This window comes from Chromobacterium violaceum ATCC 12472, from assembly GCF_000007705.1.
In the GTDB taxonomy this organism is placed as follows: domain Bacteria; phylum Pseudomonadota; class Gammaproteobacteria; order Burkholderiales; family Chromobacteriaceae; genus Chromobacterium; species Chromobacterium violaceum.
This window is the reverse complement of record NC_005085.1, coordinates 1,991,161-2,011,999: the sequence shown is the minus strand read 5'-3', so window position 1 is coordinate 2,011,999 and position 20,839 is coordinate 1,991,161. Positions and strand designations below refer to the sequence as shown.

Here is a 20,839-nt window from a genome sequence, read left to right as displayed (position 1 = left end):
GAAACAAGCCGCCCCCGGCGTGGGGGGCGGCTGCGGGGCGATCGTTCACTCTTTCGGCGCGGCCTTGCTTTCATAGCGGCGCGACCATTCCTTCAGGATGGCGTCGCGGTTCTTGGCGGCCCAGCCGAAGTTGTTCTTGGACAGCCGCTGCGAGTAGTCGACCGGGATATAGGGGTTCTGTTTGGCCACGCCCGGCATCGCCAGCACCGCGTAGTTCTGCTCGTACAGCTTCATCGCCGGCAGGCTCACCGAGAAGTCGGCCAGCTTCCTGGCGGCTTCCAGGTTCTTGGTGCCCTTGATGATGGCGGTGGCCTCCAGATCCCAGCCCAGGCCTTCCTTCGGATAGATCAGGTCGATCGGCGCGCCCTTCTCCTTCAACTGCGCGCCGCGGTATTCAAACGAGATGCCGATCGGATACTCGCCGGCGGCGGCCATCTTGCACGGTTTGGAGCCGGAATGGACGTACTGCGCCATATTGGCGTGCAGCTTGTCCATGTAGTCCCAGCCCTTCTTCTCGCCCAGGGTCTGCAGCCAGGCGGATACATCCAGGTAGCCGGTGCCGGACGAAGCCGGGTGCGGCATCACGATCTGGCCCTTGTAGACCGGCTTGGTCAGGTCGGCCCAGCTCTCCGGCTTGGGCAGATTCTTTTTCGCCGCTTCCACGGTGTTGAAACAGATGGCGGCGGCCCATACGTCCATGCCGGTCCATTTCGGCGGCCTGGCCTTGTCGACGAACTGCGGGCTCAGCTTCTCCACGCCCTTGGGCGCATAGGCCTGCAGCATGCCTTGCTGGTCCAGGATCATCAGGCTGGTGGCGGCCAGGCCCCACACGGCGTCGGCCTGGGGATGGTTTTTCTCCGACAGCAGCCGCGCGGTGATCACGCCGGTGGATTCACGCACCCAGCGGATGTCGATGTCCGGATTGGCCTTCTCGAACGCTTCCTTGTAATCCTTCACCTGATCCGCCTCCAGCGCGGTGTAGACGGTCAGCGTGGTCTTGGCTTGCGCCAGCGGGGACAGCAGCCCGGACACGGCCAGGGCGGCCGCGACAGCCATCTGTTTTTTCATCGACTATGCTCCTTGATTTAGACGTATAGACAAATACATTTGCGCATCGGACGGATCGGAACGAATCAGCGCCACGATAGATGCGTGCGATGACACCGCGGTGAATCGGGCATGAAGCTTGTCTTGCCGCGCTAGACCTATGCGCACGGAAAGCCCCGCCGCTCTTATCTATAGTGATGGCAGGACACAGGCGACGACAGATGAATACGAAACCGCTGAACCGTTTGGCAAGCTGGATTTTCCTGGCCCTGGCATGCGCCGCCGCGCCGGCCCCGCGCGCCGCCCCGCTGCTTCGCGTCGGCGTGGTTCCCCAGCAATCGGCATTGAGCCTGGCGCAAGCCTGGGGTCCGCTGCTGCAATATTTGGGGGCGCAATGCGCGATGGAGCTGCGGTTTGAAACCGCCCCCGACATTCCCGCCTTCGAGCAGCGCGTCGCCGCCGGCAGCTACGATCTGGTCTACGTCAATCCGCTGCACTACGTCCAATTCCACGAGAAGCCGGGCTACTTGCCATTGGCGCGCGAAAAGGACCGCAAGCTGGTCGGGCTGATCGTGGTCCGCGGCGACAGCCCTGTGACCGAAGTGCGCCAGCTGGACGGCATGGACCTGGCGCTGCCCGCGCCGGAGGCCTTCGCCGCCAGCGTGCTGCCGCGCATCGAACTGGAAAACATGGGCGTGCGCGCCAGGATTCATTACGTCGGCTCCCACGATTCGGTGTACCTGGGCGTCGCCCAAGGCCTGTTCGCCGCCGGCGGCGGCATCAACCGCACCTGGCAACAGCAGCCCGAGGCGCTGCGCGGCAAGCTGCGCATCCTGTGGCAGACGCCGCCCTACACTCCGCACGCCTTCGCCGCGCACCCGCGGCTGCCGGCCGCGCAGAAACGATGCCTGCAACGGGAGCTTGTCGGACTCTCCGAGCAGCCAGAGGGACAACGATTGCTGCGCCAGCTACAGCTGACGCCGCTGACCGAGGCGCAGGATAGCGACTGGAACGACATCCGCCGCCTCAAGCTGCGCTACCAGCCGCCGGTGGAGCGCTGAACAATGTCATTCCGGCTGAAAACCATATTGGGGATCGCGCTGATCGAGATGATCATGCTCGGTCTGCTGCTGCATTTCGGCCTGGCGCTGCTGCACGACACCAGCGCCCGGGAACTGCTCAAGCGCAGCCAGATCATCGCCGAGCTGTTCGCCCAGGCCAACCAGAACGCCGTGCTCAGCACCGACCTGGCCACCCTGCGCAGCGCCGTCCAGCAGATGGTGGCCTCCAACAGCGTGGTCTACGCCAGGGTTCGGGACAATCGGGACCGGGTGCTGGCCGAGGCCGGCGATCCCGCCGCGCTGGCGGCCTTGCGGCCGCCGAGCCCCACGCCGGAACAGCTGGAAAACGGCCAGCTGTTCGCCGTCACCCACGACATCACCGTCGGCGGCATCCGTTACGGCCAGGTCGAGCTCGGCGACTCCGCTGCCGCCCACCGGCAGTTGATGGCGCAGGCGCGCCAGGACGGCCTGCTGCTGGCGGTAGCCGAACTGCTGCTTTCCGCGCTGTTCTCCATCGCGCTGGGCATTTACCTGACCCGTCAGCTGAACGCGCTGCAGCAAGCGGCCAAGCGCATGGCCGATGGCGACATCGGCTACCAGATACCGCTGCTGGGCAACGACGAGCTCGCCCGCACCGCGCGCATGTTCAACAGCATGTCGACGCAGTTGGCCGGCAACTACGAACGCATGCAGGAGGCGCTGGCCGACTCGGCCGCCGCCGGCGTCCGGCTGCGCCGCAACGAGAAGCTGCTGGACGCCATCAACTATCTGCAAAGCCTGTTCATCAGCAAGCTGCCCGCCGGCACGCTGTTCTGCTACGCGCGCGACATCCTGCTGCTGCATTTCGAAGCCGAGCACGGTTTCCTGTGCGAGCTGCGCGAACGCGACGGCGAACCCTTGCTGCTGCCGCTGACGCCCCCGCAATGCCCGCCGGTGGAGTTGCCGCGCGACGATATCCTGCGCATCGCCGTGACCGAGACCCAGGAGCGGCTGCTGCATCTGCAGCAGGGCGCGCGCGGCCCCTTCCGCGACGACTGCGACTTCCTCACGCTGCCCATTCTGCACGCCAGCCGGGTGATCGGCTCGTTCACGCTGTTCCTGTCGCCGGTGGCGCGGCCGACGCCGGCCGACGCCATCCCGCCGGTGCTGATGAACACGCTGAGCCAGCTGATCCTCGCCAACCAGGATCAGCAGGCGCTGCAGCGCGCCGACCGCCAGCTGGCCCAACAGCAGGCGCAACTGGCCGCGGTGATCGACACCTCGATAGACGGCATCGTGACGCTGGACCGCACTGGCTTCATCGTGACCGCCAACGCCGTCGCCGAACGCATTTTCGGCTTCCCGCCCTGCATGCTGCCCGGCCAGTCGGTGCTGGACCTGATCGCGCCCGGCGAGCAGGACGCGCTGATGTCCATCGTGCTGGGCGACGGCGACGCCGGCCAGCTCGGCCAGCTGCAGCAGCTGACCGCCGCGCGCGCCGACGGCAGCCTGTTCCCGCTGGAGATGGCCATCACCCGCATGCCTGAGCTGGATGGCATCGGCTTCAACATGACGCTGCGCGACATCTCTGCCCGCAAGGCGGCCGAACAGGAGCTGCGCCGCGCCCACGATCAGGCCAACGCCGCCAATCAGGCCAAGACCGCCTTCCTCACCACCATCAGCCATGAGATACGCACGCCGATGAACGGCGTGCTGGGGATGCTGGAGTTGCTGCAGATGAGCCGCCTGGACGAGGAACAGCAGGACACGCTGGCCACGGCCCGCGAATCGGCTCAATTGCTGCTGAGGCTGATAGACGACATCCTGGACTTCGCCAAAATAGAGGCGGACCAGATGGAAGTGGTGTACGCCGCCACCCCTATCCGCCCCCTGCTGCAACAGGTGCACAGCCTGTATGCCCAGGCGGCCGAACGCAAGGGTCTGAGGATGGAGCTGGAGATGGACGACGCGCTGGCCGGCGCGCTGCGGGTCGACCCCCTGCGCCTGCGCCAGGTGCTGCAGAACTTCCTCAGCAACGCGGTGAAATTCACGGCCACCGGCAGCGTGAAGCTTCGCGCCGCGGTGGAAGCCGACGACGGCCGCCGCCAGCGGCTGCGCTTCGACGTGACGGATACCGGCATCGGCATGGACCGCGACCAGCTGGCCCGGCTGTTCCAGCCCTTCACCCAGGCAGAGTCCGATACCGCCCGGCATTACGGCGGAGCCGGCCTGGGACTCAGCATCAGCCGCCGCCTGGCGACGCTGATGGGCGGCGCGGTGGAGCTGCAGAGCGAGCTCGGCCTCGGAACCTGCGCGTCGCTGCTACTTTCGGCGGACATCGCCGACGCGGCCGACATCCAGCCTACGCTGCCGCCCGCCCCCCGCGCCGTGGCCGCCCACGACGCGCCCCCCGCCGTGCTGCTGGTCGAGGACAACCCCACCAATCTCAAGCTGGCGAAACTGCAGCTGGAAAAGCTGGGCTACCGCGTCGAATGCGCCGAAGACGGCGCCCAGGCCTTCGAGAAATGGCAACGCGGCCGTTACCAGCTGCTGTTGACCGACTGCCAGATGCCCAATGTGGACGGTTACCAGCTCTCCCGGCTGGTCCGCTCCTACGAGGCCGGCAATCCCCACCGGCCCCGCATCCCCATCATCGCCTGCACCGCCAACTCCGGCGAGGCGGAGCAGGAGGCGACGGCGGCGGCCGGCATGGATGGCTACCTGCTCAAACCGCTGGCGTTGTCGGAACTGGCCGAGATGCTGGAAAGCAAGCTGTACCCGCCATCCGCCGAGCGCCCCGCGCCGCCGTTGCCCGCCCATGCGCCGCCGGTGAACCTGGCTACGCTCAGCCTCAGCTGCGAAGGCAACCGCAAACTGGAAAACCGGCTGTTGACCGAGTTCCTGCTCAACGCCAGGCATGACATCGCCCGCATGCGCGCCGCGATCGCCAGCGGCAATCTGCAGCACCTGCGCGCCATATCCGACGGTCTGCGCGACAGCGCCGCGATTGTCGGCGCCGGCTTGATTTCCACTATGGCCGCACTGATGGCGCAGGCTACCCGGGAGGGACAAATGGACAGCGCGCCCAGGCTGCTGCTTTTGCTGGAAGGATGCTGCCGAGAGCTGGAGCAATGGTTGACCCAGCGCGAGGAAAGCGGCAGCCTGAGTCCAGGCTGAACCGGAGCGAGCGGAACATGAAAGCGGACATGAAGGTCAGACGCCTGCTGGACAGCATCATCATCCGCCTGCTGGCGCTGTCTCTGGCCATCATGATCATCGGCGTGCTGTCGCGCTACTACACGCTGGGTTCCTTCCTGAGGCAGGACCTGGGCCAGGTCGTGTCCGAGCAGCAGCTGGCGCTGGCGGGCTACGTCGCCCACGACATCGACGACAAGATCAACCAGCGCAAGGCGCTGCTGTCGCGCCTGGCCACCGCGCTTCCGCCCGAGCTGCTGGACAACCCGGACGCCCTGCGCGCCTGGTTGAAGGAGCGCTATCAATATCAGCCGCTGTTCACCATCGGCCTGTTCGTGGTGCGCCCCGACGGCCGCGCGATCGCCGACTACCCGGTGGTGCCGCACCGCATGCAGGTCAACTACGGCGACCGCGACTATATCCAGCAGTCGCTCGCCGGCCAGTTCTACATCGGCAAGGCGGTCACCGGCCGCAGTTCGGGCGTCCCGGTGCTGCCGATGTCGGCCCCGATACGGATCGGCGGCGAAGTGCCGGCCGTGCTGGTGGGCGTCACCGCCATCTCCGCGCCGGGCTTTCTCGACCTGCTGCAGCAGTCGCGGATCGGCGATCACCGCGACAGCTTCCTGCTGGTTTCCCCGCGTGACCGCCAGATCATCGCCGCCTCGCAAAGCGAGCTGACGCTGCAATCCACTCCGGCGCCGGGGCAGAACCCGCTATACGACCAGGCGATGGCCGGCTATCGAGGCGCCGCCGTGGCCGCCACGCCGCAAGGCGAGGAGGAAGTGCGCGCCGTGGTCCAGGTGCCGAGCACCGGCTGGTTCCTCGTGGCCCGCCTGCCCGGCAGCGAGGCTTTCGCCACCGTGGCGCGGGTACAAAACTTCACCCTGCGCCAGGCGCTGATCGCCTTCCTCGTGTTTTCGGTGCTGGCCTGCGGCGGCATGTACATCGTGCTGCGTCCGCTGTTCCGCGCCGCGCGGCACGCCGACAGGATGACCAGGGGGGAGTTGCCGCTGGAGCCGCTGCCGATACGCCGCAAGGACGAAGTCGGCCATCTGATCGCCGCCTTCAACCGCCTGCTGCGCAAGCTGGAGGACAAGCAGACCGAGCTGGCGCAGATGGCCCATCACGATGCCTTGACCGGCCTGCCCAACCGCTCTTTGCTGTCCGACCGGCTGCACGTCGCGCTGGCCCAGGCCCAGCGCCGCGACACCCGCTTGGCGCTGCTGTTCATGGACCTGGACAGCTTCAAGCTGATCAACGACAGCCTCGGCCACAAGGCGGGCGACAAGGTGCTGTGGCAGGCGGCCCAGCGCCTGTCCGGCATCGTCAGGCAAAGCGACACGCTGGCGCGGATAGGAGGCGACGAATTCGTGCTGCTCATCAGCGATCTGGACGACAAGGCCGAGGACGTCGCCCGCACCGTGGCCAACAAATGCCTGGAGGCCTTCAATGTCCCCTTCCTGGTCTCCGGCACCGCCTGCCAGCTGGGCATTTCGATCGGCATCGCCATCGGCGACGGCTACAGCAGCGCGGACAGCTTGCTGCAAGCGGCCGACCAGGCGATGTACCGCGTCAAGAAAACCGGCAGCAGCGGCAGCGCCACCATCTGCCTCTAGCGCGGCGGGCCATCCGCACGCGCCAGGCTCGCCGGCTATGATGACATATCGCCCACGCAGCTCCGACCAACGGTTTTCCGCATCGAGAGGCGCACCTGATGAGCTTGTTGCAATCGATCAAAGTCGGCCCGCGCCTGAGCGCATCCTTCGCGGCGCTGCTGGCCATCCTGCTCGCCATCTCGGCCAGCGTCTGGAGCGGCCTCTCCCATATCGAGCAGTCGGCCCAGGCCATCGTCAACGACGATGCCAGCAAACAGCAGGCGGCGGCCGAATTGGATAGGCACTCGCAAAACGCTGCCTTGCTGCTGCTGCAAATCATCGCCACGCCGGAGCGGAAACAACGCGAACCCCTGTACGCGTCGATGGACGACGCCAACCGCCGCGCCGGCGACGTCATGCAGCGCCTGAAGGCCCTGCCCTGGAACGCCGGGCAGGCCGGCTCGCTGCAAAGACTGGCCGAACTGCGCGCCGCCTACGCCAAGGCCTTCTCCGACACCGTGGACCTGGTGGAGGCCAATGACCCGGAGGCGCTGGCCAAACAGTACGGCGGACAGACCCGCCCGGCGCTGCAGGCGCTGCTGGCGGCCACCGCCGAACTGTCGGCCGCCCAACAGCAGCACATGAATGCGGAAATGGGCAGCGTGCTGGCGCTGATGAGCGCCACCCGCAGCCTGCTGCTTGCCTGCAGCGCCGCCGCGGTATTGATCGGCCTGCTGCTGGCATGGCGCGTCACCCGCAGCATCACCCGGCCGCTGGAGCACAGCGTGGCGGTGCTGGACGCGATGGCCCAGGGCGATCTGCGCAGCCGGGTCCAGGCCGACGGCAAGGACGAGACTGCGCAGATGCTGCGGAGAATGAACGCGATGCAAGCCGAACTGGCCGCCTTGGTGCGCGAAATGCGCGCCAGCGGCGACATGGTGGCCTCCGCCGCCGCCTCCACCGACGGCAGCGCGTCGGAAGTGGCGGGCAGCGTGGAAAAGCAGCAGACGGAAATCCACCAGATCAACGGGCTTGTGGGCGCCTTCTCGGCCAAGCTGGATCGCGCGGCCGCCACCGCCAGCCAGGCTCAGCGCCAGGCCAGGAATGCAGCGGAGCTGGCCGACAACGGCCAGCAGCTGATCGAGACCGCCTCGCGCGAGATCGGCCTGATCGCCGGCCAGATCCGCGGCAGCGCCGAATCGGTGGACGCGCTGCGCCAACGCGCCAATTCGATGCACGGCATGATAGAGGCCGTCACCGACATTGCCGAGCAGACCAATATGCTGGCGCTGAACGCGGCGATTGAAGCCGCCCGCGCCGGCGAGATGGGCCGCGGCTTCGCCGTGGTGGCCGACGAAGTGCGCAATCTTGCCGCCCGCACCGCCCGGGCGACCCGGGAAATCAACGACGTGATCAGCGCCATGGATGCGCAGACCTCGGACGCGATGGGGCGCATCGAGCAGGGCCAGCGCGAAATGGCCCGCGGCGTGGCGCTGATAGGCGAAATCGTGGAGCCCTTGACCGAATTGAAACGCGGCGCCACCGCCACGGTGGGCGAATTGGACCGGCTGGCGACCGACATCGCCGAACAGGTGAGGGAAAGCCAGTCCATCGCCGACAGCGTATCAGCCATCGCCGAGTCCGCGGATGAAAGCCTCAAGGCCAGCCAGGACGCCAGCCGCAACAGCGGCAAGCTGCGGGAGGTGAGCGCCGCATTGCAGGCGCAGATGCGGCGTTTCGCGGTGGACAATTAAATCTGGCCGGCGCTCTGGACATATCAGCCGCCGCCGCGGAAACGAAACAGGGCGGCAACCATCAGCTTACCGCCCTGTTGCGTTGCGGTTCAGGCTCGCTTCTCGGCAAACCGCTTACAACGGCTGGATCTATGAAAGGGCTCCTGATGCAGAGGGAGTCAACTTTGGTCCGTCATGCGCGCCGCGGCGCGGACGGCCCTTGGCACCGCAGAGAAGCGCTCGAAGCTCCATAGCCGAAAACCACTCTTTGGGTCAGACTGAAAGAAAATGCCGGCGCCTCTCCCCTCTTTGGACTAACAGACACGCCGTCCTCCCCGCAACCAGCGCAGCAATGTATCGCCTGCCTGCGCCAACGCGCCATCGTTGACCAGCACCTCGCAGCCGGCAGGCGGGGCGAAAGACGCCGCCTCCGCCAGTCGGCGCTCGATCACCTCCCCGCACTCCCGGGCACGCTGCCGCAGCCGCACCGCCAATACCTCGGGACTGGCGGTGATCCACAGCGGACGCAGCGTGGGGAAGCGCGCCATCGCCAGCGGCAGGCTGGAGCGCGAGCCGTTGACCACCACGTCCATTCCCTGTCCAAGCCATAATTCCGTCTCCACGCCCAGCCCATAGGCCAGCCCGTGCCGCCGCCAGACCAGCGCGAAACAACCGCCCGCCTCGCGCGCGTCGAACTCCTCCCTGCTCAAGGCCACATGGTTTTCGCCGCCAGCGTCGGCCGGCCGGGTGATGTAGCGGTGGGCGAACATCACGCCGCCGGGCAGCCGCTGCCGCGCATACGCCAGCAGGCTGTCCTTGCCGGCGCCGGAGGGGCCCATCACATACCACAGCGTGCCGGTTTTATCTGCCATGGCGCGCCACCTCGCCATTGAAACCGCAGTAAGCCAGATAGCGGAACGGCCCGCCCTGCTCGCGTTCGACGAACAGCGTCACGCCGGCCACCGCCACCTGCTGCAGCAGCCCGGCGAAATGGCGGCGCGCGCCGCGCTCGATCAGGACCGCGGCCGCCGACTCCCGGTCCAGGCGATCCGAAAGCGTCAAATGGAAGCGAAATTGCTCGAACACATAGGGATAGCCCCAGCGGCGATACAGCGCTTGCTGCCGCGGATCCAGCCCCTCTCTCGGCCTCAAGGGCGCATGTCTATCCGCCAGGCCCTCCAGCGACACCGAGCAGGCGGCGGCCAGCTCATCCAGCTCGGCGCAGGGCCCGGCGGGCCGCAAGGCCAGAAAATCGCCCAGCCAGCCCACTTGCAGACTCAAGGCGAACGGCTGAAACCTCCGCGCCAGCATGCTGGTCTGAAGAAGCAGGGCATCCTCGCCGACTCCGGGCCTCAAGGCGAACGGCGCCTTCAGCGTGGCATGCCAGCCGTAGCGGGCCGCTTCGCGGGTGAGGCCGGCAAGCTCGCCGGCCTCGACGCCCTCCACGTCGGGCCGCGGCAGCTGGGCGCCGCCGGCGGCGTCATACCCCAGCCATTCGCAGCCGGCGCGCCACAATGCGGAATCTGGTCGGGGCGCGTAATAGGCGGCATAGCGCATCATTCCTGCTCCATCACCAATTGCACCAGGTCGCCGTTGAAGCAGGTGACGCCGTACTGCACCGGCCGGCCCTCGCCGTCGACGTTCAGCGACTTCACGTGCAGCACCGGCCGGTTCTTGGGGATCCCCAGATAGTCCACCGTCTCCGCGTCCGGCAGCCGCGCAGTGACGCGGGTGAAGCGGCGGGTGTAGTCGGCCACGCCGCAGTCGTCCAGCGCGCGCGTCACAGAGCGGTGGCGCAGATAGGCGTCCGGCAGACCGGGCAGCCGCGCCGCCGGGAAAAACATCGTCGCATAATCCACCACCCGGTTTTCCACCTTGCTCAATACCTTGATGCGGAACAGGGTGTCGCCCACCGCCACCTGCAGCAGTCCCGCCAGTTCGGCGTTGGCCGGCATCGTGTCGCTTTGCAGAATGTCGATGTCCGAGCTGAGATTCTGCCGCGCCATGTTCTGTGAAAAGCGGGTGCGCTTGCTGATCGCGTAGTCGATCGCGTTGTCCTGGACGAAAGTGCCCCGTCCTTGCTCCACGCGCAGCAGGCCGCGCTCCACCAGCGTGGCCACCGCGCGGCGTATCGTGTGGCGGTTGACGCCGAACCTGTCCGCCAGTTGCAGCTCGGTGGGCAGTTGCTGGCCCGCATGCAGCGCGCCGGCGGCGATGTCGGCCGCCAGCGTTTCCTCGATCTGTCGCCACACGGCGACGCCGGAACCCCTCTCTATCATGCTGCCTCCCTGTCTTTATAAAGATCCATGCCCGCCTTGAAAACGTCACAAAAACTTCATCGCCGCATGCTGTTAATTCATTCCATGCAGCCATTATCATGGATACGTCTATACGTTTATATGAATTTTTCTTGAACCATGAGGCACACGATGGACACCTCCACCCGACAGCGCTGCTTATCGGTGCTGGCCAACAGCCCGCTCGAACGGCTGCAGGAACTGCTGCCGCCGGCCCTGCCCTCCTGCACGCGCTGGCTGCGCCGCGCCGAAACCGGCCTGATGATGCTGCAGGGCCGAAGCGGCGGCGCCGGCGCCCGCTTCAACCTGGGCGAGATCAGCGTCAGCCGGGCCAGCTGCCAGATCGGCCAGCATGTCGGACACGGCTGGGTGCGCGGCGGCGACGGCCGCCATGCCGAGTTGATCGCCCAGGCCGACGCGCTGCTGCAAGACCCCGCCCTCCACGACTCGCTGATGCGCGCATGGATCGCTCCGCTGGAAACCGAACTGGCCGAGCGCCGCGCAGCCCGCTCTCGGGAAGCCGCCGCCAGCAAGGTCGAGTTTTTCACCATGGTCCGGGGGGCGTGAGATGCTGACAGGTTTTTCCCAGCCAGTGGAAGCGGCCCAAAGCATTTTCCGCGCAGTCCTAAGCGCGATGGCCGAACCCTTGCTGCCGCGCGCGCTGCCGGCACTGCCGCCGGCCCTGCCGGGGCTGAAGGCCGCCACCGCCGCGCTGCTCTACACGCTGGCCGATCAGGACGTGCGCGTCTGGCTGCCGGCGCTGCCGGACGACACCGTCGCCAGCCTGCGCTTCCACACCGGCATGCGCGTGACCGATCGGCCGGAGGAAGCCGACTTCATCGTGATCGCCGCCGGATCGCCGCTGCCGGACCTGATGCGCCTGAAAGCCGGCAGCGCCGAATATCCAGACCGCTCCGCCACGCTGTTGCTCGAAGCGGACGGTTTCACTCAGCAGCAGGTCGAAGGCAGCGGCCCCGGCTTCGCCGCGCCGCGCCGCTTCGGCGCCGACGGACTGCCTGCAAGCTTCTGGCGCGAATGGCAACACAACCGCGCCCGCTTCCCGCTCGGCGTGGACGCCGTGCTGATTACCGACACCCACATCGCCGGCCTGCCGCGCAGCGTCCGCCTCCGGGAGGGTTGAGATGTATGTAGCCGTCAAAGGCGGGGAAACCGCCATCGCCCGCTCCTGGGACCTGCTGGCCGCCGCCCGCCGCGGCGACGAGGCCGCGCCGGAGCTGAGCATCGCTCAAATCCGCCAGCAGCTGCGCCTGGCCGTGGCCCGCGTGATGCAGGAAGGCTCGCTGTACGATGAAGAGCTGGCCGCGCTGGCGCTGAAACAGGCCAGCGGCGACAGCATCGAAGCCGTATTCCTGCTGCGCGCCTTCCGCACCACGCTGCCGCGCTTCGGCCAGACGCGGCCGCTTAACACCGCCGCGATGCGGGTGCGCCGCCGCGTGTCCGGCACCTTCAAGGACGTGCCGGGCGGGCAGATTCTCGGCCCCACCGCCGATTACACCCAGCGCCTGCTGGATTTCAGCCTGATGGAAGCGGCGCAAAAGATGGAACTGGAACAGGCCGCCGCGCCGCTGCCGGATGCGCTGCCCGGCGTGCTGCGGCTGCTGGACCGCGAGGGCTTGATCGAGGCCGACCTGCCGCCCAACGGCGATCCGGAGCCGGTGGACCTGACCCGCGAGCCGCTGATGTTCCCCGCCGGCCGCCCGGCGCGGCTGCAGAACTTGGCGCGCGGCGACGAGGGCTGGCTATTGGGCCTCGCCTACTCCACCCAGCGCGGCTACGCCGAGAGCCACCCCTTCGCCGGCGAGATCCGCATGGGCGAAGTCAGCGTGATGGTTTGCCCGGAAGAGCTGGGCTTCGAGATCGACATCGGCGAGATCACGCTGACCGAATGCCAGATGATCAATCAGTTCGCCGGCAGCAAGACCGCGCCGCCGCAATTCACCCGCGGCTACGGCCTGAGCTTCGGCGAGGCCGAGCGCAAGGCGATGGCGATGGCGCTGGTGGACCGCAGCCTGCGCGCCGAGGAGCTGGGCGAAACCGCCCACGCCCCGGCGCAGCAGGCCGAGTTCGCGCTGTGCCACAGCGACAATGTCGAGGCCTCCGGCTTCGTTCAACACCTGAAACTGCCGCATTACGTGGACTTCCAGGCCGAGCTGGCGCTGATCCGCCAGCTGCGCGCCGACGCCGCCCAGGAGAAGACTGATGACTAAGGCCCGCGACGATCGCTACAACTTCGGCTTCCTCGACGAGAACACCAAGCGCATGCTGCGCCGCAGCCTGCTCAAGGCGGTGGCGATCCCCGGCTACCAGGTGCCGTTCGGCAGCCGCGAAATGCCGCTGCCCTACGGCTGGGGCACCGGCGGCATCCAGCTGACGGCCAGCGTGATCGGCCGCGACGACGTACTCAAGGTCATCGACCAGGGCGCCGACGACACCACCAACGCCGTCAACATCCGCCGCTTCTTCGGCCGCGTGGCCGGCGTCGCCACCACCACTCGCACCGCCGACGCGACGCTGATCCAGACCCGCCATCGCATCCCGGAAACGCCGCTGAAACCCGGCCAAATCCTGATCTTCCAGGTGCCGGAGCCGGAACCGCTGCGCACGCTGGAGGCCAGCGAGGTGGAAACCCGCAAGCTGCACGCGCACCAGGAATACGGCCTGATGCACGTCAAGCTGTACGAGGACATCGCCCGCTTCGGCCACATCGCCACCAGCTACGACTACCCGGTGATGGTGAACGACAGGTATCTGGCCTCGCCGTCGCCGATTCCGAAATTCGACAACCCCAAGCTCGACATGAACCCGGCCCTGCTGCTGTTCGGCGCCGGCCGCGAAAAGCGGCTGTACGCGATTCCGCCCTACACCAAGGTGGAAAGCCTGGCCTTCGACGACCACCCGTTCGAAATCCAGAGCTGGCAGCAAGGCTGCGCGATTTGCGGTTCGCACGACAGCTATCTGGACGAAATCGTCATCGACGACGCCGGCAGCCGGATGTTTGTCTGCTCGGACACCGACTACTGCCAGCGGGAGAAACAAGCATGATGGCGCCCATCCTCACCGTGAGCGGGCTGAGCAAGGACTACGGCAACGGCCAGGGCTGCTTCGACGTCAATTTCCAGCTGTATCCGGGCGAGGTGCTGTGCATCGTCGGCGAATCCGGCTCCGGCAAATCCACGCTCTTGTCCACCCTGGCCGGCCGCCTGGCCGCCGACGCCGGCAGCGCGCGCTTCGCCGACCGCGACGGCGCCACGCATGAGCTAACCTGCCTGCCGGAGGCCGAGCGCCGCCGGCTGGCGCGCAGCGAATGGGGCTTCGTCACCCAGCACGCCCGCGACGGCCTGCGCATGGGCGTCTCCGCCGGCGCCAACGTCAGCGAACGGCTGATGGCGCTGGGCCAGCGCCATTACGGCCGGCTGCGGCAGACCGCCGGCGATTGGCTGGAAAAAGTGGAGATAGACCGCGCGCGGCTGGACGACAAGCCGTCCGCCTTCTCCGGCGGCATGCAGCAGCGGCTGCAGATCGCCCGCAATCTGGTGACGCAGCCGCGGCTGGTGTTCATGGACGAGCCCACCGGCGGCCTGGACGTGTCGGTGCAGGCGCGCTTCCTGGACCTGACCCGCCGCCTGGTGCGCGACGCCGGCATCGCCGTCATCATGGTGACGCACGATCTGGGCGTGGCGCGGCTGCTGGCGCAGCGCACGCTGGTGATGCAGCAGGGGCGCGTGGTGGAGGCCGGCCTCACCGACCAGATCCTCGACGACCCGCAGCACCCGTACAGCCAGTTGCTGGTGTCTTCCATCCTGCAGGCCTGAAATCATGAATCTATTGATAGACGCGCAAAATCTGAGCAAGACCTTCACCCTGCATCAACAGGGCGGGCTGCGGCTGCCGGTGCTGACCGAGGTCTCGCTGCAGGCGGCCGCCGGCGAATGCGTGGCGCTGGCCGGCCCGTCCGGCGCCGGCAAGAGCACCTTGCTGAAAGCGCTGTACGCCAATTATCTAGTCGAAAACGGCCGCGTCGGCGTGCTTCACCAGGGCGCATGGGTGGACATGGCGCGCGCGCTGCCGCATGAAATCGCCGCCGTACGCCGCCATACCTTGGGCTACGTCAGCCAGTTCCTGCGCGTGATCCCGCGCGTGTCGGCGCTGGACATCGTCACGGAGCCGCTGCGCGAATGGGGGGCCGCCGACGCCGAAGCCAGGCTGGCCGCCGGCGAATGGCTGGCGCGGCTGAACATCGCCGAGCGGCTGTGGAGCCTGCCGCCGGCCACCTTCTCCGGCGGAGAGCAGCAGCGCGTCAACATCGCGCGCGGCATGATCGCGCCGCGGCCCATCCTGCTGCTGGACGAGCCGACCGCCTCGCTGGACGCCGCCAACCGCGAGGTGGTGGTCCAGCTGATGCGCGAGGCGCTGGCCCGCCGCGCGGCGCTGATCGGCATCTTCCACGACGCGCCCACCCGCGACGCCATCGCCACCCGCGTGTTCCAGGTTCCCCTGGCGCGACAAACGGAAACCGCAGCATGAAACAGATTTTGAACCACGCCCGCATCGTGCTGGCCGACCGCGTCATCGACAACGGCGCGCTGGAAATCAACGACGGCCGGATCGCCGCGATACACGAACACGCCCTGCCCGATGGAGAGGATTTGGCCGGCGCCCTGCTGCTGCCCGGCTTGGTGGAGATCCACACCGACAATCTGGAAAAACACCTGATGCCGCGCAACGGCGTGCTGTGGCCGATTTTGCCGGCGGTGATCACCCACGACGCCCAGTGCGTGGCCGCCGGCATCACCACGGTGCTGGACGCGCTGGCGGTGGGCGATCTGGAGGGCGAAAGCGTGCGGCTGGACACACTGCACAGTTCGTTCGACGCCATCAACCAGGGAATGCGCGAAGGCGCGCTGCGCGCCGACCACTTTTTCCATCTGCGCTGCGAGCTGGCCTATCCGGGATTGCTGGACGAGCTGGAAGCGCTGATCGCCCACCCGGCGGTGAAGCTGGTATCGGTGATGGACCACACGCCGGGCCAGCGCCAGTACCGCGACCTGGAGCAGTACAAGAAGTACTACGGCAAGAAGAAAGTGGGCTGGAACGAAGACACCTTTCTCGCCGCGGTGGCCGAACGCAAAACCAAGCAGGCGCAATACGCTGGCCGCCACAAACAGGCGGTAGTGGAGCTGGCGCAGGCGCGCGGCATCGCGCTGGCCAGCCATGACGACACCGACGAGGCGCATATCGAGGAGGCGCTGCGCGACGGCGTGGCGATCTCGGAATTCCCCACCACGCGGGAAGCCGCCGCAGCAGCGAAACGACACGGCCTCGCCACCGTGATGGGCGCACCCAATGTGGTGCGCGGCGGCTCCCACTCCGGCAATGTGGCGGCGCTGGAGCTGGCTCGCCATGACTTGCTGGACATCCTGTCGTCCGACTACGTGCCCGCCAGCCTGCTGCACGGCGCCTGGCTGCTGCACGCGCAGGCGGGCTGGAGCCTGCCGCGCGCCGTCGCCGCCGTCAGCCTGAACCCGGCGCACTCGGTGGGCCTGGCCGATCGCGGCGACATCGCCGTCGGCCAGCGCGCCGATCTGGTGGCCATGATCGTTCATGGCGACGTGCCGCTGGTGCGGCAAGTCTGGAACAGCGGCAGGAGGGTATTCTGATGCGACAAGCGATCGCCACGTTGCAACAACTGTACCGCGAGCACGGCGCGCGCCATTACGGCGAGGCCGTCAGCCAGTTCGACCACGCGATCCAGGCCGCCACGCTGGCGCGCGACGCCGGCTGCGACGATGAACTGACGCTGGCCGCCTTCCTGCACGACGTCGGCCACCTGCTGGAGCACGACGGCGCTCAGGCCATGGGCGGCTACGGCGTGATGGCCCACGACAAGCTGGCGCGGGATTACTTGCTGCAGCAGGGTTTCTCGCCCCGGCTGGCGCGGCTGGTCGGCATGCACGTCGAAGCCAAGCGCTACCTGTGCTCGGTCGATCCGGCGTATCTGGCGGCGCTGTCGCCGGCCAGCGCCGCCACGCTGGGCTACCAGGGCGGACCGATGCGCGCGGACGAGGCCGACGCGTTCTCGCGGCTGCCGGACCTGGCCGACATCCTGGCGCTGAGGAGGCTGGACGAGGCGGCCAAAGACGGCGGCTGGAGCCTGGACGCGGCCGATTGGGTGTGGCCGCTGATGGCGGCGCACCTGGGCAGCCAGCGTCCCGCCGCTTGGCCCGCTTGAAGCCTCACCATGCCAGCGGCCCCTTCTCGCCGTTGGCGTGCTCGCCGTAATACAAGGACGGCAAGAAGCGCGCCAGGCTGCTGAACTCGTTGTAACAATGCTGCATCAGCCCTAAACCCAACTCGTTCGGCACCGGCGACTCCCCGCCCAGCACAAAGCGGCTGCGCAGCACCGCGCCTTGCGGCTTGTCGCGCACCAGGTGGATCATTTCGCCATCCTGCGGATCGCCGTCGGCCGCCAAGCGCGGCTCGTCGCCGAAAGCGATCCGGGCGCACACCAGCCCGGACACCGCCTGCTGGCGTCTTGCCTGCGCCAGCGCGTCGGCCGAGAAAAAATCTGCCGGCTCGTGAAACTTCAGCGCCGCCGTCACCGGCGGAAAGTCGCCCAGCGACTCCTCCGCGCGCACGCAAGCGCCGACATAGCTCTCGCCTCGCCGCCATTGCTTATCCCAGCCATGCATCCGGTGATGGTCGTGCGGATGCCACCAGCGGATGTGCTGGGTGGTCTCGAAAAATTTGAACCACCACTCCAGCATCCTGCCGGCGCAGCCTGGCAGCTCGGTTCTCACCGCCACCAGCAGGCGGCCGTCGTCCAGCCGGCGGATGCCGGTTTCCAGCGGCAGCGGGCGCGGCGACAGCAGCTCGTCATGGCTGGATATCCGATTCTGAGCGTTCACAGTAAACTCCTTGTCGTTGGAGCGCCTGGTCCGACCCTAGGCGCGCAATTTAAGAAACGATATACGTTTCCATATTCAAGCAACATGAGAAGCCATGTCAAGCGCATCTGATCTTTCACCCATCCCCCTTTCCCGGCCGCGCGGCCGCCCGGCCGTTCCGGAACAGGACTTGCGCCGCCAGGTGTTGCAAGCCGCGACCGAGCTGCTGCTGGAAGATGGCTACCGGGCCCTGAGCATAGAAGCGGTGGCCAAGCGCGCCGGCGTGGCCAAGAAGACGGTGTATCGTTTCGCCGACAATCGGGAACGGCTGCTGGCGGCCATCGTAGACGACTGGACGGCGGGGCTGGCCGGCGCGGTGGCCATGCCGCAGGACGAGGGGCAGGATTTGCCGCAAGCGCTGGAAGCGCTGCTGCTGGCACTCGCCGAACGGGTGCTGTCGGCGGAGGCGGTGGGCATGTTCAAGCTGCTGATCAACGACTTTCCCGGCCGCGAGCAGGCCTTGGCGACCTATGCCGGACACGGCGTCCGCCACAGCGCGTCGCTGCTGGCGAACTGGCTGGCCGAGCGGCAGCGCCGCGGCCTGCTGAGGATGGACGATCCGGCCACCTGCGCCGAGTTGCTGCTGGCGATGGCCATCGCCGAACCATTGCGGCAGATGGCGCTAGGCCTGGCCGCCCCCGGCGTCGACGCCGCCCTGCGCGCCCGCGTCCGGGCCGCCGCGCGCCTGTGCTACGAGGGAATGCGCCCGGCAAGCTAGCCGGTGGCGATCGCTGCCGCCATCGCGCCGAACATCGCCGGCGTCGCCTCGAAGGAGAAGGTATCGCCGCGCGCGGCATTGCGCTGCCGCGCCCGCAGACGGCGGGGTCAGCGCTTGAACAGCGCCATGCCTTCCGACCGCGGCGCGGTCGGCTCGAAACCGAACTGGGCGTACAAATGTTTGGCGTCGCCGTCGGCGATCAAGCTGACGTAGGCGCTAACCGGCAGCTCGCGGTCGATGTGGCCGCGAATGGCCGCCATGATGCGCTTGCCCAGCCCCCGGCCCTGATGCGCCGGCAACACGGCGATATCGACCACCTGGTAGAAACTGCCGCCGTCGCCGATCAAGCGGCCCATGCCGACGGTTTCTCCGGCATGGCGCAGCTGCACCGCGAACAGCGTGCCGGCCAGCCCGCGGCGGGCGGCCTCCTCGGTCTTGGGGCTGAGGCCGGACTCGGCCCGCAAGCGGCGGTAGGTGTCGACATCCGGCGTCGCTTCGATCAAGGCGTAATCGCCGCCGCCTGAGGTCGGGCCGGGAAGGACGGCGGGAGATGAGAAGAATAATGGACGCTGCATCAACACTTCGTCCAGGCTGCGGCCATCCAGCATGACCGCGCCGGGTATCAGGCCCACGCGGCGGAAGCCGAACGACTGGTACATCGCCTTGGCCGGCGCGTTGTCCGCATGCACCGCCAACTCCAGCGACACCAGCCCGGGCAGCTTGGCGGCCTGGTCCAGCAGCGCCTGCATCAGGCCGCGCGCCACCCCCTTGCCGCGGCACTCCGGCCGGGTGAACACGCCCTGCACCGTCGCGCGATGGCGGACTCTGGCCCGGACATCGCGCCGCAGCGCGGCGACGCCGACCAGTTCCCCGCCGCTGAAAGCCCCCAGCGTCCGCTGCGCGTCGCCTGGCTCGATCTGACTCTGGACGGCCTCCCGGCTCAGCGCGGCGATTTCGGCGGCATCGGCGTGGATGGACGCCGGATCGTGGCTGGCCGCCGCGACGCGGATCGCCTGGTAGGCATCGGCGTCGGCGGCGCTCAACAGACGGATCGACAGCCCGCCGTTCACCGCAGCAAGCGCCATGCTACTTCGCCGCCACGTCGCCGTTTGCGCAGGTGAAGCTGCTGTAGCTGACCGACTTGACCTTGCCCTGGCCGCAAGTCTTCAGCGCCTGGTCGGTCATCCGCTGCAGCTGGGCCGCGTCGCGGTAGCCGTCGGTGTTGCCGATCACGCAGGCGGACAAACCCAATGCGCACATCGTCGCCAATGCCAGTTGTTTCATTGTTCACCCTTTTGGATACGCACTCGACCGAACGATCGAAAATGCCAATATCCTAACAGGCGATATTGGACAAATCCACTTCCCGCGCCGCTCGCTGCCGCTTCAACCGTTCCGACAGCAGCGGCCCCGAACAGTGCTCCGCGCCCATCCGCTGCGCCAGGCCCAGCATGTTCTGGCAGACGATGTCCTCCACCGCCAGCGCGAAGCCCTGCTCCACCAGCTGCGGCGCCAGCAACAGCAACTGGTCGCGCACGCGGGGATACATCACCGCGCGGCTCATGAAGCGCGGCGCCAGCGCCAGGCCGTCCGGCTCCAGCCGCCATAGCCTCAGCAAGTCCTGCCCTCCGGCGCCGAAATCGCCCAACCCCAGCCGATGGCCGTGCTGGCGGTAGCGCCGCAGCAACGACAAGCCCAGATCGCTGGTGCGCTCGTCCAGGAACAGCAGCATCTGCGCCTGGTTGGCCGGAAACTCCAGCGTTTCCAGCAGGCGGGCGGTGAAATCGACGATGCGGTCGCTGTAGGCGTGGCAGATGCGCGGGTCGACGTCTATCCGCAGCGGCAGGTGGCGGCCATTGCGCCCCAGGTGGTTGAGCACGTGCAGCACGCGGATCAGCTTGAGCAGCGCCACCGCCTTGGTTTCGCCGTAATTCATCGCGAACAGCCAATTGGCCGGCAGCGCCTGGCCGAACTGGCCGAAGATGCGCAGCCGCGCCGCGTATTGCAGCAACTGGCAGCGGCCGTCTCGCACACGAGCCTGCGGAATGAAGCTGCTGCACAGCCACCAGCCGTCGAAGCTGGCGAAGATTTCCTGTTCGTTCCACTGCAGCTTCACCTGCACGCCTTCCTGCTGCAGCAACTGCTGACAGGCGGCCAGCATCGCGGGCGTGAAGCCGGCCGGCAGGGTTTTGGCGGGCTTGAATCGTTTCATGACCGGACCCCGGGTAGTGGAATTGGCGCAACTATAG

At 67.5% G+C, this 20,839-nt stretch carries 21 protein-coding genes; 13 read left to right on the top strand and 8 right to left on the bottom strand.

The genetic code is table 11. From position 1 onward, the window contains the following. Positions 1 to 45: 45 nt before the first annotated feature. Entirely contained in the window at positions 46 to 1,068 is a 1,023-nt protein-coding gene (locus tag CV_RS09075) for a putative 2-aminoethylphosphonate ABC transporter substrate-binding protein (RefSeq protein WP_011135407.1), read from the bottom strand. Positions 1,069 to 1,268: 200 nt separating this feature from the next. Here CV_RS09075 and CV_RS09070 point away from each other — a divergent pair, with 200 nt between their 5' ends. From CV_RS09070 to CV_RS09055, 4 genes are all read left to right on the top strand, one after another. Continuing rightward, positions 1,269 to 2,108 (top strand): phosphate/phosphite/phosphonate ABC transporter substrate-binding protein, encoded by an 840-nt coding sequence (locus tag CV_RS09070; protein WP_011135406.1) that lies wholly within the window; start codon positions 1,269 to 1,271, stop codon positions 2,106 to 2,108. Positions 2,109 to 2,111: 3 nt separating this feature from the next. Then, positions 2,112 to 5,264 carry an ATP-binding protein gene (locus CV_RS22125; RefSeq protein WP_052278797.1) on the top strand — a complete coding sequence of 1,051 codons (3,153 nt, stop codon included), beginning with the start codon at positions 2,112 to 2,114 and terminating at the stop codon, positions 5,262 to 5,264. Between the two features lie 29 nt (positions 5,265 to 5,293). Next, positions 5,294 to 6,898: a GGDEF domain-containing protein gene (locus tag CV_RS09060; RefSeq protein ID WP_043595909.1), complete on the top strand. Its 1,605-nt coding sequence runs from the start codon at positions 5,294 to 5,296 to the stop codon at positions 6,896 to 6,898. 98 nt (positions 6,899 to 6,996) lie between these two features. Beyond that, the gene (locus CV_RS09055; RefSeq protein ID WP_011135402.1) at positions 6,997 to 8,631 is read left to right on the top strand and encodes a methyl-accepting chemotaxis protein; all 1,635 of its coding nucleotides are present in this window, start codon (positions 6,997 to 6,999) and stop codon (positions 8,629 to 8,631) included. Between the two features lie 293 nt (positions 8,632 to 8,924). On the opposite strand, the gene phnN is transcribed toward CV_RS09055, so the two are convergent. Genes phnN through phnF form a run of 3 tightly spaced genes read right to left on the bottom strand, consistent with a single transcriptional unit; the run spans position 8,925 to position 10,889 of the window. Further along, positions 8,925 to 9,482 carry a phosphonate metabolism protein/1,5-bisphosphokinase (PRPP-forming) PhnN gene (phnN, locus tag CV_RS09050; protein ID WP_011135401.1) on the bottom strand — a complete coding sequence of 186 codons (558 nt, stop codon included), beginning with the start codon at positions 9,480 to 9,482 and terminating at the stop codon, positions 8,925 to 8,927. Further along, a complete protein-coding gene (locus tag CV_RS09045; RefSeq protein WP_080508965.1) occupies positions 9,472 to 10,170 on the bottom strand; it encodes a DUF1045 domain-containing protein in 699 nt (232 codons plus the stop codon). The genes phnN and CV_RS09045 overlap by 11 nt, the downstream gene beginning before the upstream one ends. Continuing rightward, positions 10,167 to 10,889, bottom strand: a complete 723-nt coding sequence (gene phnF / locus CV_RS09040; RefSeq protein WP_011135399.1) for a phosphonate metabolism transcriptional regulator PhnF — start codon at positions 10,887 to 10,889, stop codon at positions 10,167 to 10,169. Before phnF ends, CV_RS09045 begins: the two co-directional genes overlap by 4 nt. A gap of 150 nt (positions 10,890 to 11,039) precedes the next feature. On the opposite strand from phnF, the gene phnG reads away from it, so the two are divergent. The 8 genes from phnG to CV_RS09000 are packed head-to-tail and all read left to right on the top strand — an operon-like array spanning position 11,040 to position 17,157. Beyond that, a complete protein-coding gene (gene phnG / locus CV_RS09035; protein WP_011135398.1) occupies positions 11,040 to 11,474 on the top strand; it encodes a phosphonate C-P lyase system protein PhnG in 435 nt (144 codons plus the stop codon). 1 nt (position 11,475) lies between these two features. After that, positions 11,476 to 12,048 (top strand): phosphonate C-P lyase system protein PhnH, encoded by a 573-nt coding sequence (gene phnH / locus CV_RS09030; RefSeq protein ID WP_011135397.1) that lies wholly within the window; start codon positions 11,476 to 11,478, stop codon positions 12,046 to 12,048. Between the two features lies 1 nt (position 12,049). Next, positions 12,050 to 13,135, top strand: coding sequence for a carbon-phosphorus lyase complex subunit PhnI (locus CV_RS09025; protein ID WP_011135396.1), 1,086 nt, complete (start codon positions 12,050 to 12,052; stop codon positions 13,133 to 13,135). Beyond that, positions 13,128 to 13,970 carry an alpha-D-ribose 1-methylphosphonate 5-phosphate C-P-lyase PhnJ gene (locus CV_RS09020; protein WP_011135395.1) on the top strand — a complete coding sequence of 281 codons (843 nt, stop codon included), beginning with the start codon at positions 13,128 to 13,130 and terminating at the stop codon, positions 13,968 to 13,970. The genes CV_RS09025 and CV_RS09020 overlap by 8 nt, the downstream gene beginning before the upstream one ends. Next, positions 13,967 to 14,740, top strand: coding sequence for a phosphonate C-P lyase system protein PhnK (gene phnK / locus CV_RS09015; protein WP_011135394.1), 774 nt, complete (start codon positions 13,967 to 13,969; stop codon positions 14,738 to 14,740). The genes CV_RS09020 and phnK overlap by 4 nt, the downstream gene beginning before the upstream one ends. A gap of 4 nt (positions 14,741 to 14,744) precedes the next feature. After that, complete coding sequence (phnL, locus tag CV_RS09010; RefSeq protein WP_011135393.1) at positions 14,745 to 15,452, top strand: phosphonate C-P lyase system protein PhnL; 708 nt, start codon at positions 14,745 to 14,747, stop codon at positions 15,450 to 15,452. Continuing rightward, positions 15,449 to 16,585 (top strand): alpha-D-ribose 1-methylphosphonate 5-triphosphate diphosphatase, encoded by a 1,137-nt coding sequence (locus CV_RS09005; protein ID WP_011135392.1) that lies wholly within the window; start codon positions 15,449 to 15,451, stop codon positions 16,583 to 16,585. Before phnL ends, CV_RS09005 begins: the two co-directional genes overlap by 4 nt. Further along, positions 16,585 to 17,157 carry a phosphonate degradation HD-domain oxygenase gene (locus tag CV_RS09000; RefSeq protein ID WP_011135391.1) on the top strand — a complete coding sequence of 191 codons (573 nt, stop codon included), beginning with the start codon at positions 16,585 to 16,587 and terminating at the stop codon, positions 17,155 to 17,157. Before CV_RS09005 ends, CV_RS09000 begins: the two co-directional genes overlap by 1 nt. Before the next feature lie 4 nt (positions 17,158 to 17,161). Here the strand turns inward: CV_RS09000 and CV_RS08995 are convergent, their stop codons facing one another. Next, positions 17,162 to 17,833: a DAPG hydrolase family protein gene (locus CV_RS08995; protein WP_011135390.1), complete on the bottom strand. Its 672-nt coding sequence runs from the start codon at positions 17,831 to 17,833 to the stop codon at positions 17,162 to 17,164. 94 nt (positions 17,834 to 17,927) lie between these two features. On the opposite strand from CV_RS08995, the gene CV_RS08990 reads away from it, so the two are divergent. Beyond that, the gene (locus CV_RS08990) at positions 17,928 to 18,590 is read left to right on the top strand and encodes a TetR/AcrR family transcriptional regulator (protein ID WP_011135389.1); all 663 of its coding nucleotides are present in this window, start codon (positions 17,928 to 17,930) and stop codon (positions 18,588 to 18,590) included. 107 nt (positions 18,591 to 18,697) lie between these two features. On the opposite strand, the gene CV_RS22830 is transcribed toward CV_RS08990, so the two are convergent. The 3 genes from CV_RS22830 to CV_RS08980 are packed head-to-tail and all read right to left on the bottom strand — an operon-like array spanning position 18,698 to position 20,802. Then, complete coding sequence (locus tag CV_RS22830; RefSeq protein WP_080508964.1) at positions 18,698 to 19,675, bottom strand: GNAT family N-acetyltransferase; 978 nt, start codon at positions 19,673 to 19,675, stop codon at positions 18,698 to 18,700. Position 19,676: 1 nt separating this feature from the next. Further along, positions 19,677 to 19,874, bottom strand: coding sequence for a hypothetical protein (locus CV_RS23460; RefSeq protein WP_011135386.1), 198 nt, complete (start codon positions 19,872 to 19,874; stop codon positions 19,677 to 19,679). A 52-nt stretch (positions 19,875 to 19,926) separates the two neighbouring features. Next, on the bottom strand, positions 19,927 to 20,802 hold the full coding sequence (locus tag CV_RS08980) for an EAL domain-containing protein (RefSeq protein WP_011135385.1): 876 nt from the start codon (positions 20,800 to 20,802) through the stop codon (positions 19,927 to 19,929). Positions 20,803 to 20,839: the final 37 nt, after the last annotated feature.

Bases quoted from the DNA above. Each gene is read 5' to 3' on its own strand.
- phnK (WP_011135394.1), top strand. From the start codon at position 13,967: ATGATGGCGCCCATCCTCACCGTGAGCGGGCTGAGCAAGGACTACGGC.
- phnN (WP_011135401.1), bottom strand. From the start codon at position 9,482: ATGGCAGATAAAACCGGCACGCTGTGGTATGTGATGGGCCCCTCCGGC.
- CV_RS22125 (WP_052278797.1), top strand. From the start codon at position 2,112: ATGTCATTCCGGCTGAAAACCATATTGGGGATCGCGCTGATCGAGATG.
- phnL (WP_011135393.1), top strand. From the start codon at position 14,745: ATGAATCTATTGATAGACGCGCAAAATCTGAGCAAGACCTTCACCCTG.
- CV_RS09055 (WP_011135402.1), top strand. From the start codon at position 6,997: ATGAGCTTGTTGCAATCGATCAAAGTCGGCCCGCGCCTGAGCGCATCC.
- CV_RS09005 (WP_011135392.1), top strand. From the start codon at position 15,449: ATGAAACAGATTTTGAACCACGCCCGCATCGTGCTGGCCGACCGCGTC.
- CV_RS08990 (WP_011135389.1), top strand. From the start codon at position 17,928: ATGTCAAGCGCATCTGATCTTTCACCCATCCCCCTTTCCCGGCCGCGC.
- CV_RS09045 (WP_080508965.1), bottom strand. From the start codon at position 10,170: ATGATGCGCTATGCCGCCTATTACGCGCCCCGACCAGATTCCGCATTG.
- CV_RS23460 (WP_011135386.1), bottom strand. From the start codon at position 19,874: ATGAAACAACTGGCATTGGCGACGATGTGCGCATTGGGTTTGTCCGCC.
- CV_RS09075 (WP_011135407.1), bottom strand. From the start codon at position 1,068: ATGAAAAAACAGATGGCTGTCGCGGCCGCCCTGGCCGTGTCCGGGCTG.
- CV_RS09000 (WP_011135391.1), top strand. From the start codon at position 16,585: ATGCGACAAGCGATCGCCACGTTGCAACAACTGTACCGCGAGCACGGC.
- phnG (WP_011135398.1), top strand. From the start codon at position 11,040: ATGGACACCTCCACCCGACAGCGCTGCTTATCGGTGCTGGCCAACAGC.
- CV_RS09060 (WP_043595909.1), top strand. From the start codon at position 5,294: ATGAAGGTCAGACGCCTGCTGGACAGCATCATCATCCGCCTGCTGGCG.
- CV_RS22830 (WP_080508964.1), bottom strand. From the start codon at position 19,675: ATGGCGCTTGCTGCGGTGAACGGCGGGCTGTCGATCCGTCTGTTGAGC.
- phnH (WP_011135397.1), top strand. From the start codon at position 11,476: ATGCTGACAGGTTTTTCCCAGCCAGTGGAAGCGGCCCAAAGCATTTTC.
- CV_RS09020 (WP_011135395.1), top strand. From the start codon at position 13,128: ATGACTAAGGCCCGCGACGATCGCTACAACTTCGGCTTCCTCGACGAG.
- CV_RS09025 (WP_011135396.1), top strand. From the start codon at position 12,050: ATGTATGTAGCCGTCAAAGGCGGGGAAACCGCCATCGCCCGCTCCTGG.
- phnF (WP_011135399.1), bottom strand. From the start codon at position 10,889: ATGATAGAGAGGGGTTCCGGCGTCGCCGTGTGGCGACAGATCGAGGAA.
- CV_RS08980 (WP_011135385.1), bottom strand. From the start codon at position 20,802: ATGAAACGATTCAAGCCCGCCAAAACCCTGCCGGCCGGCTTCACGCCC.
- CV_RS09070 (WP_011135406.1), top strand. From the start codon at position 1,269: ATGAATACGAAACCGCTGAACCGTTTGGCAAGCTGGATTTTCCTGGCC.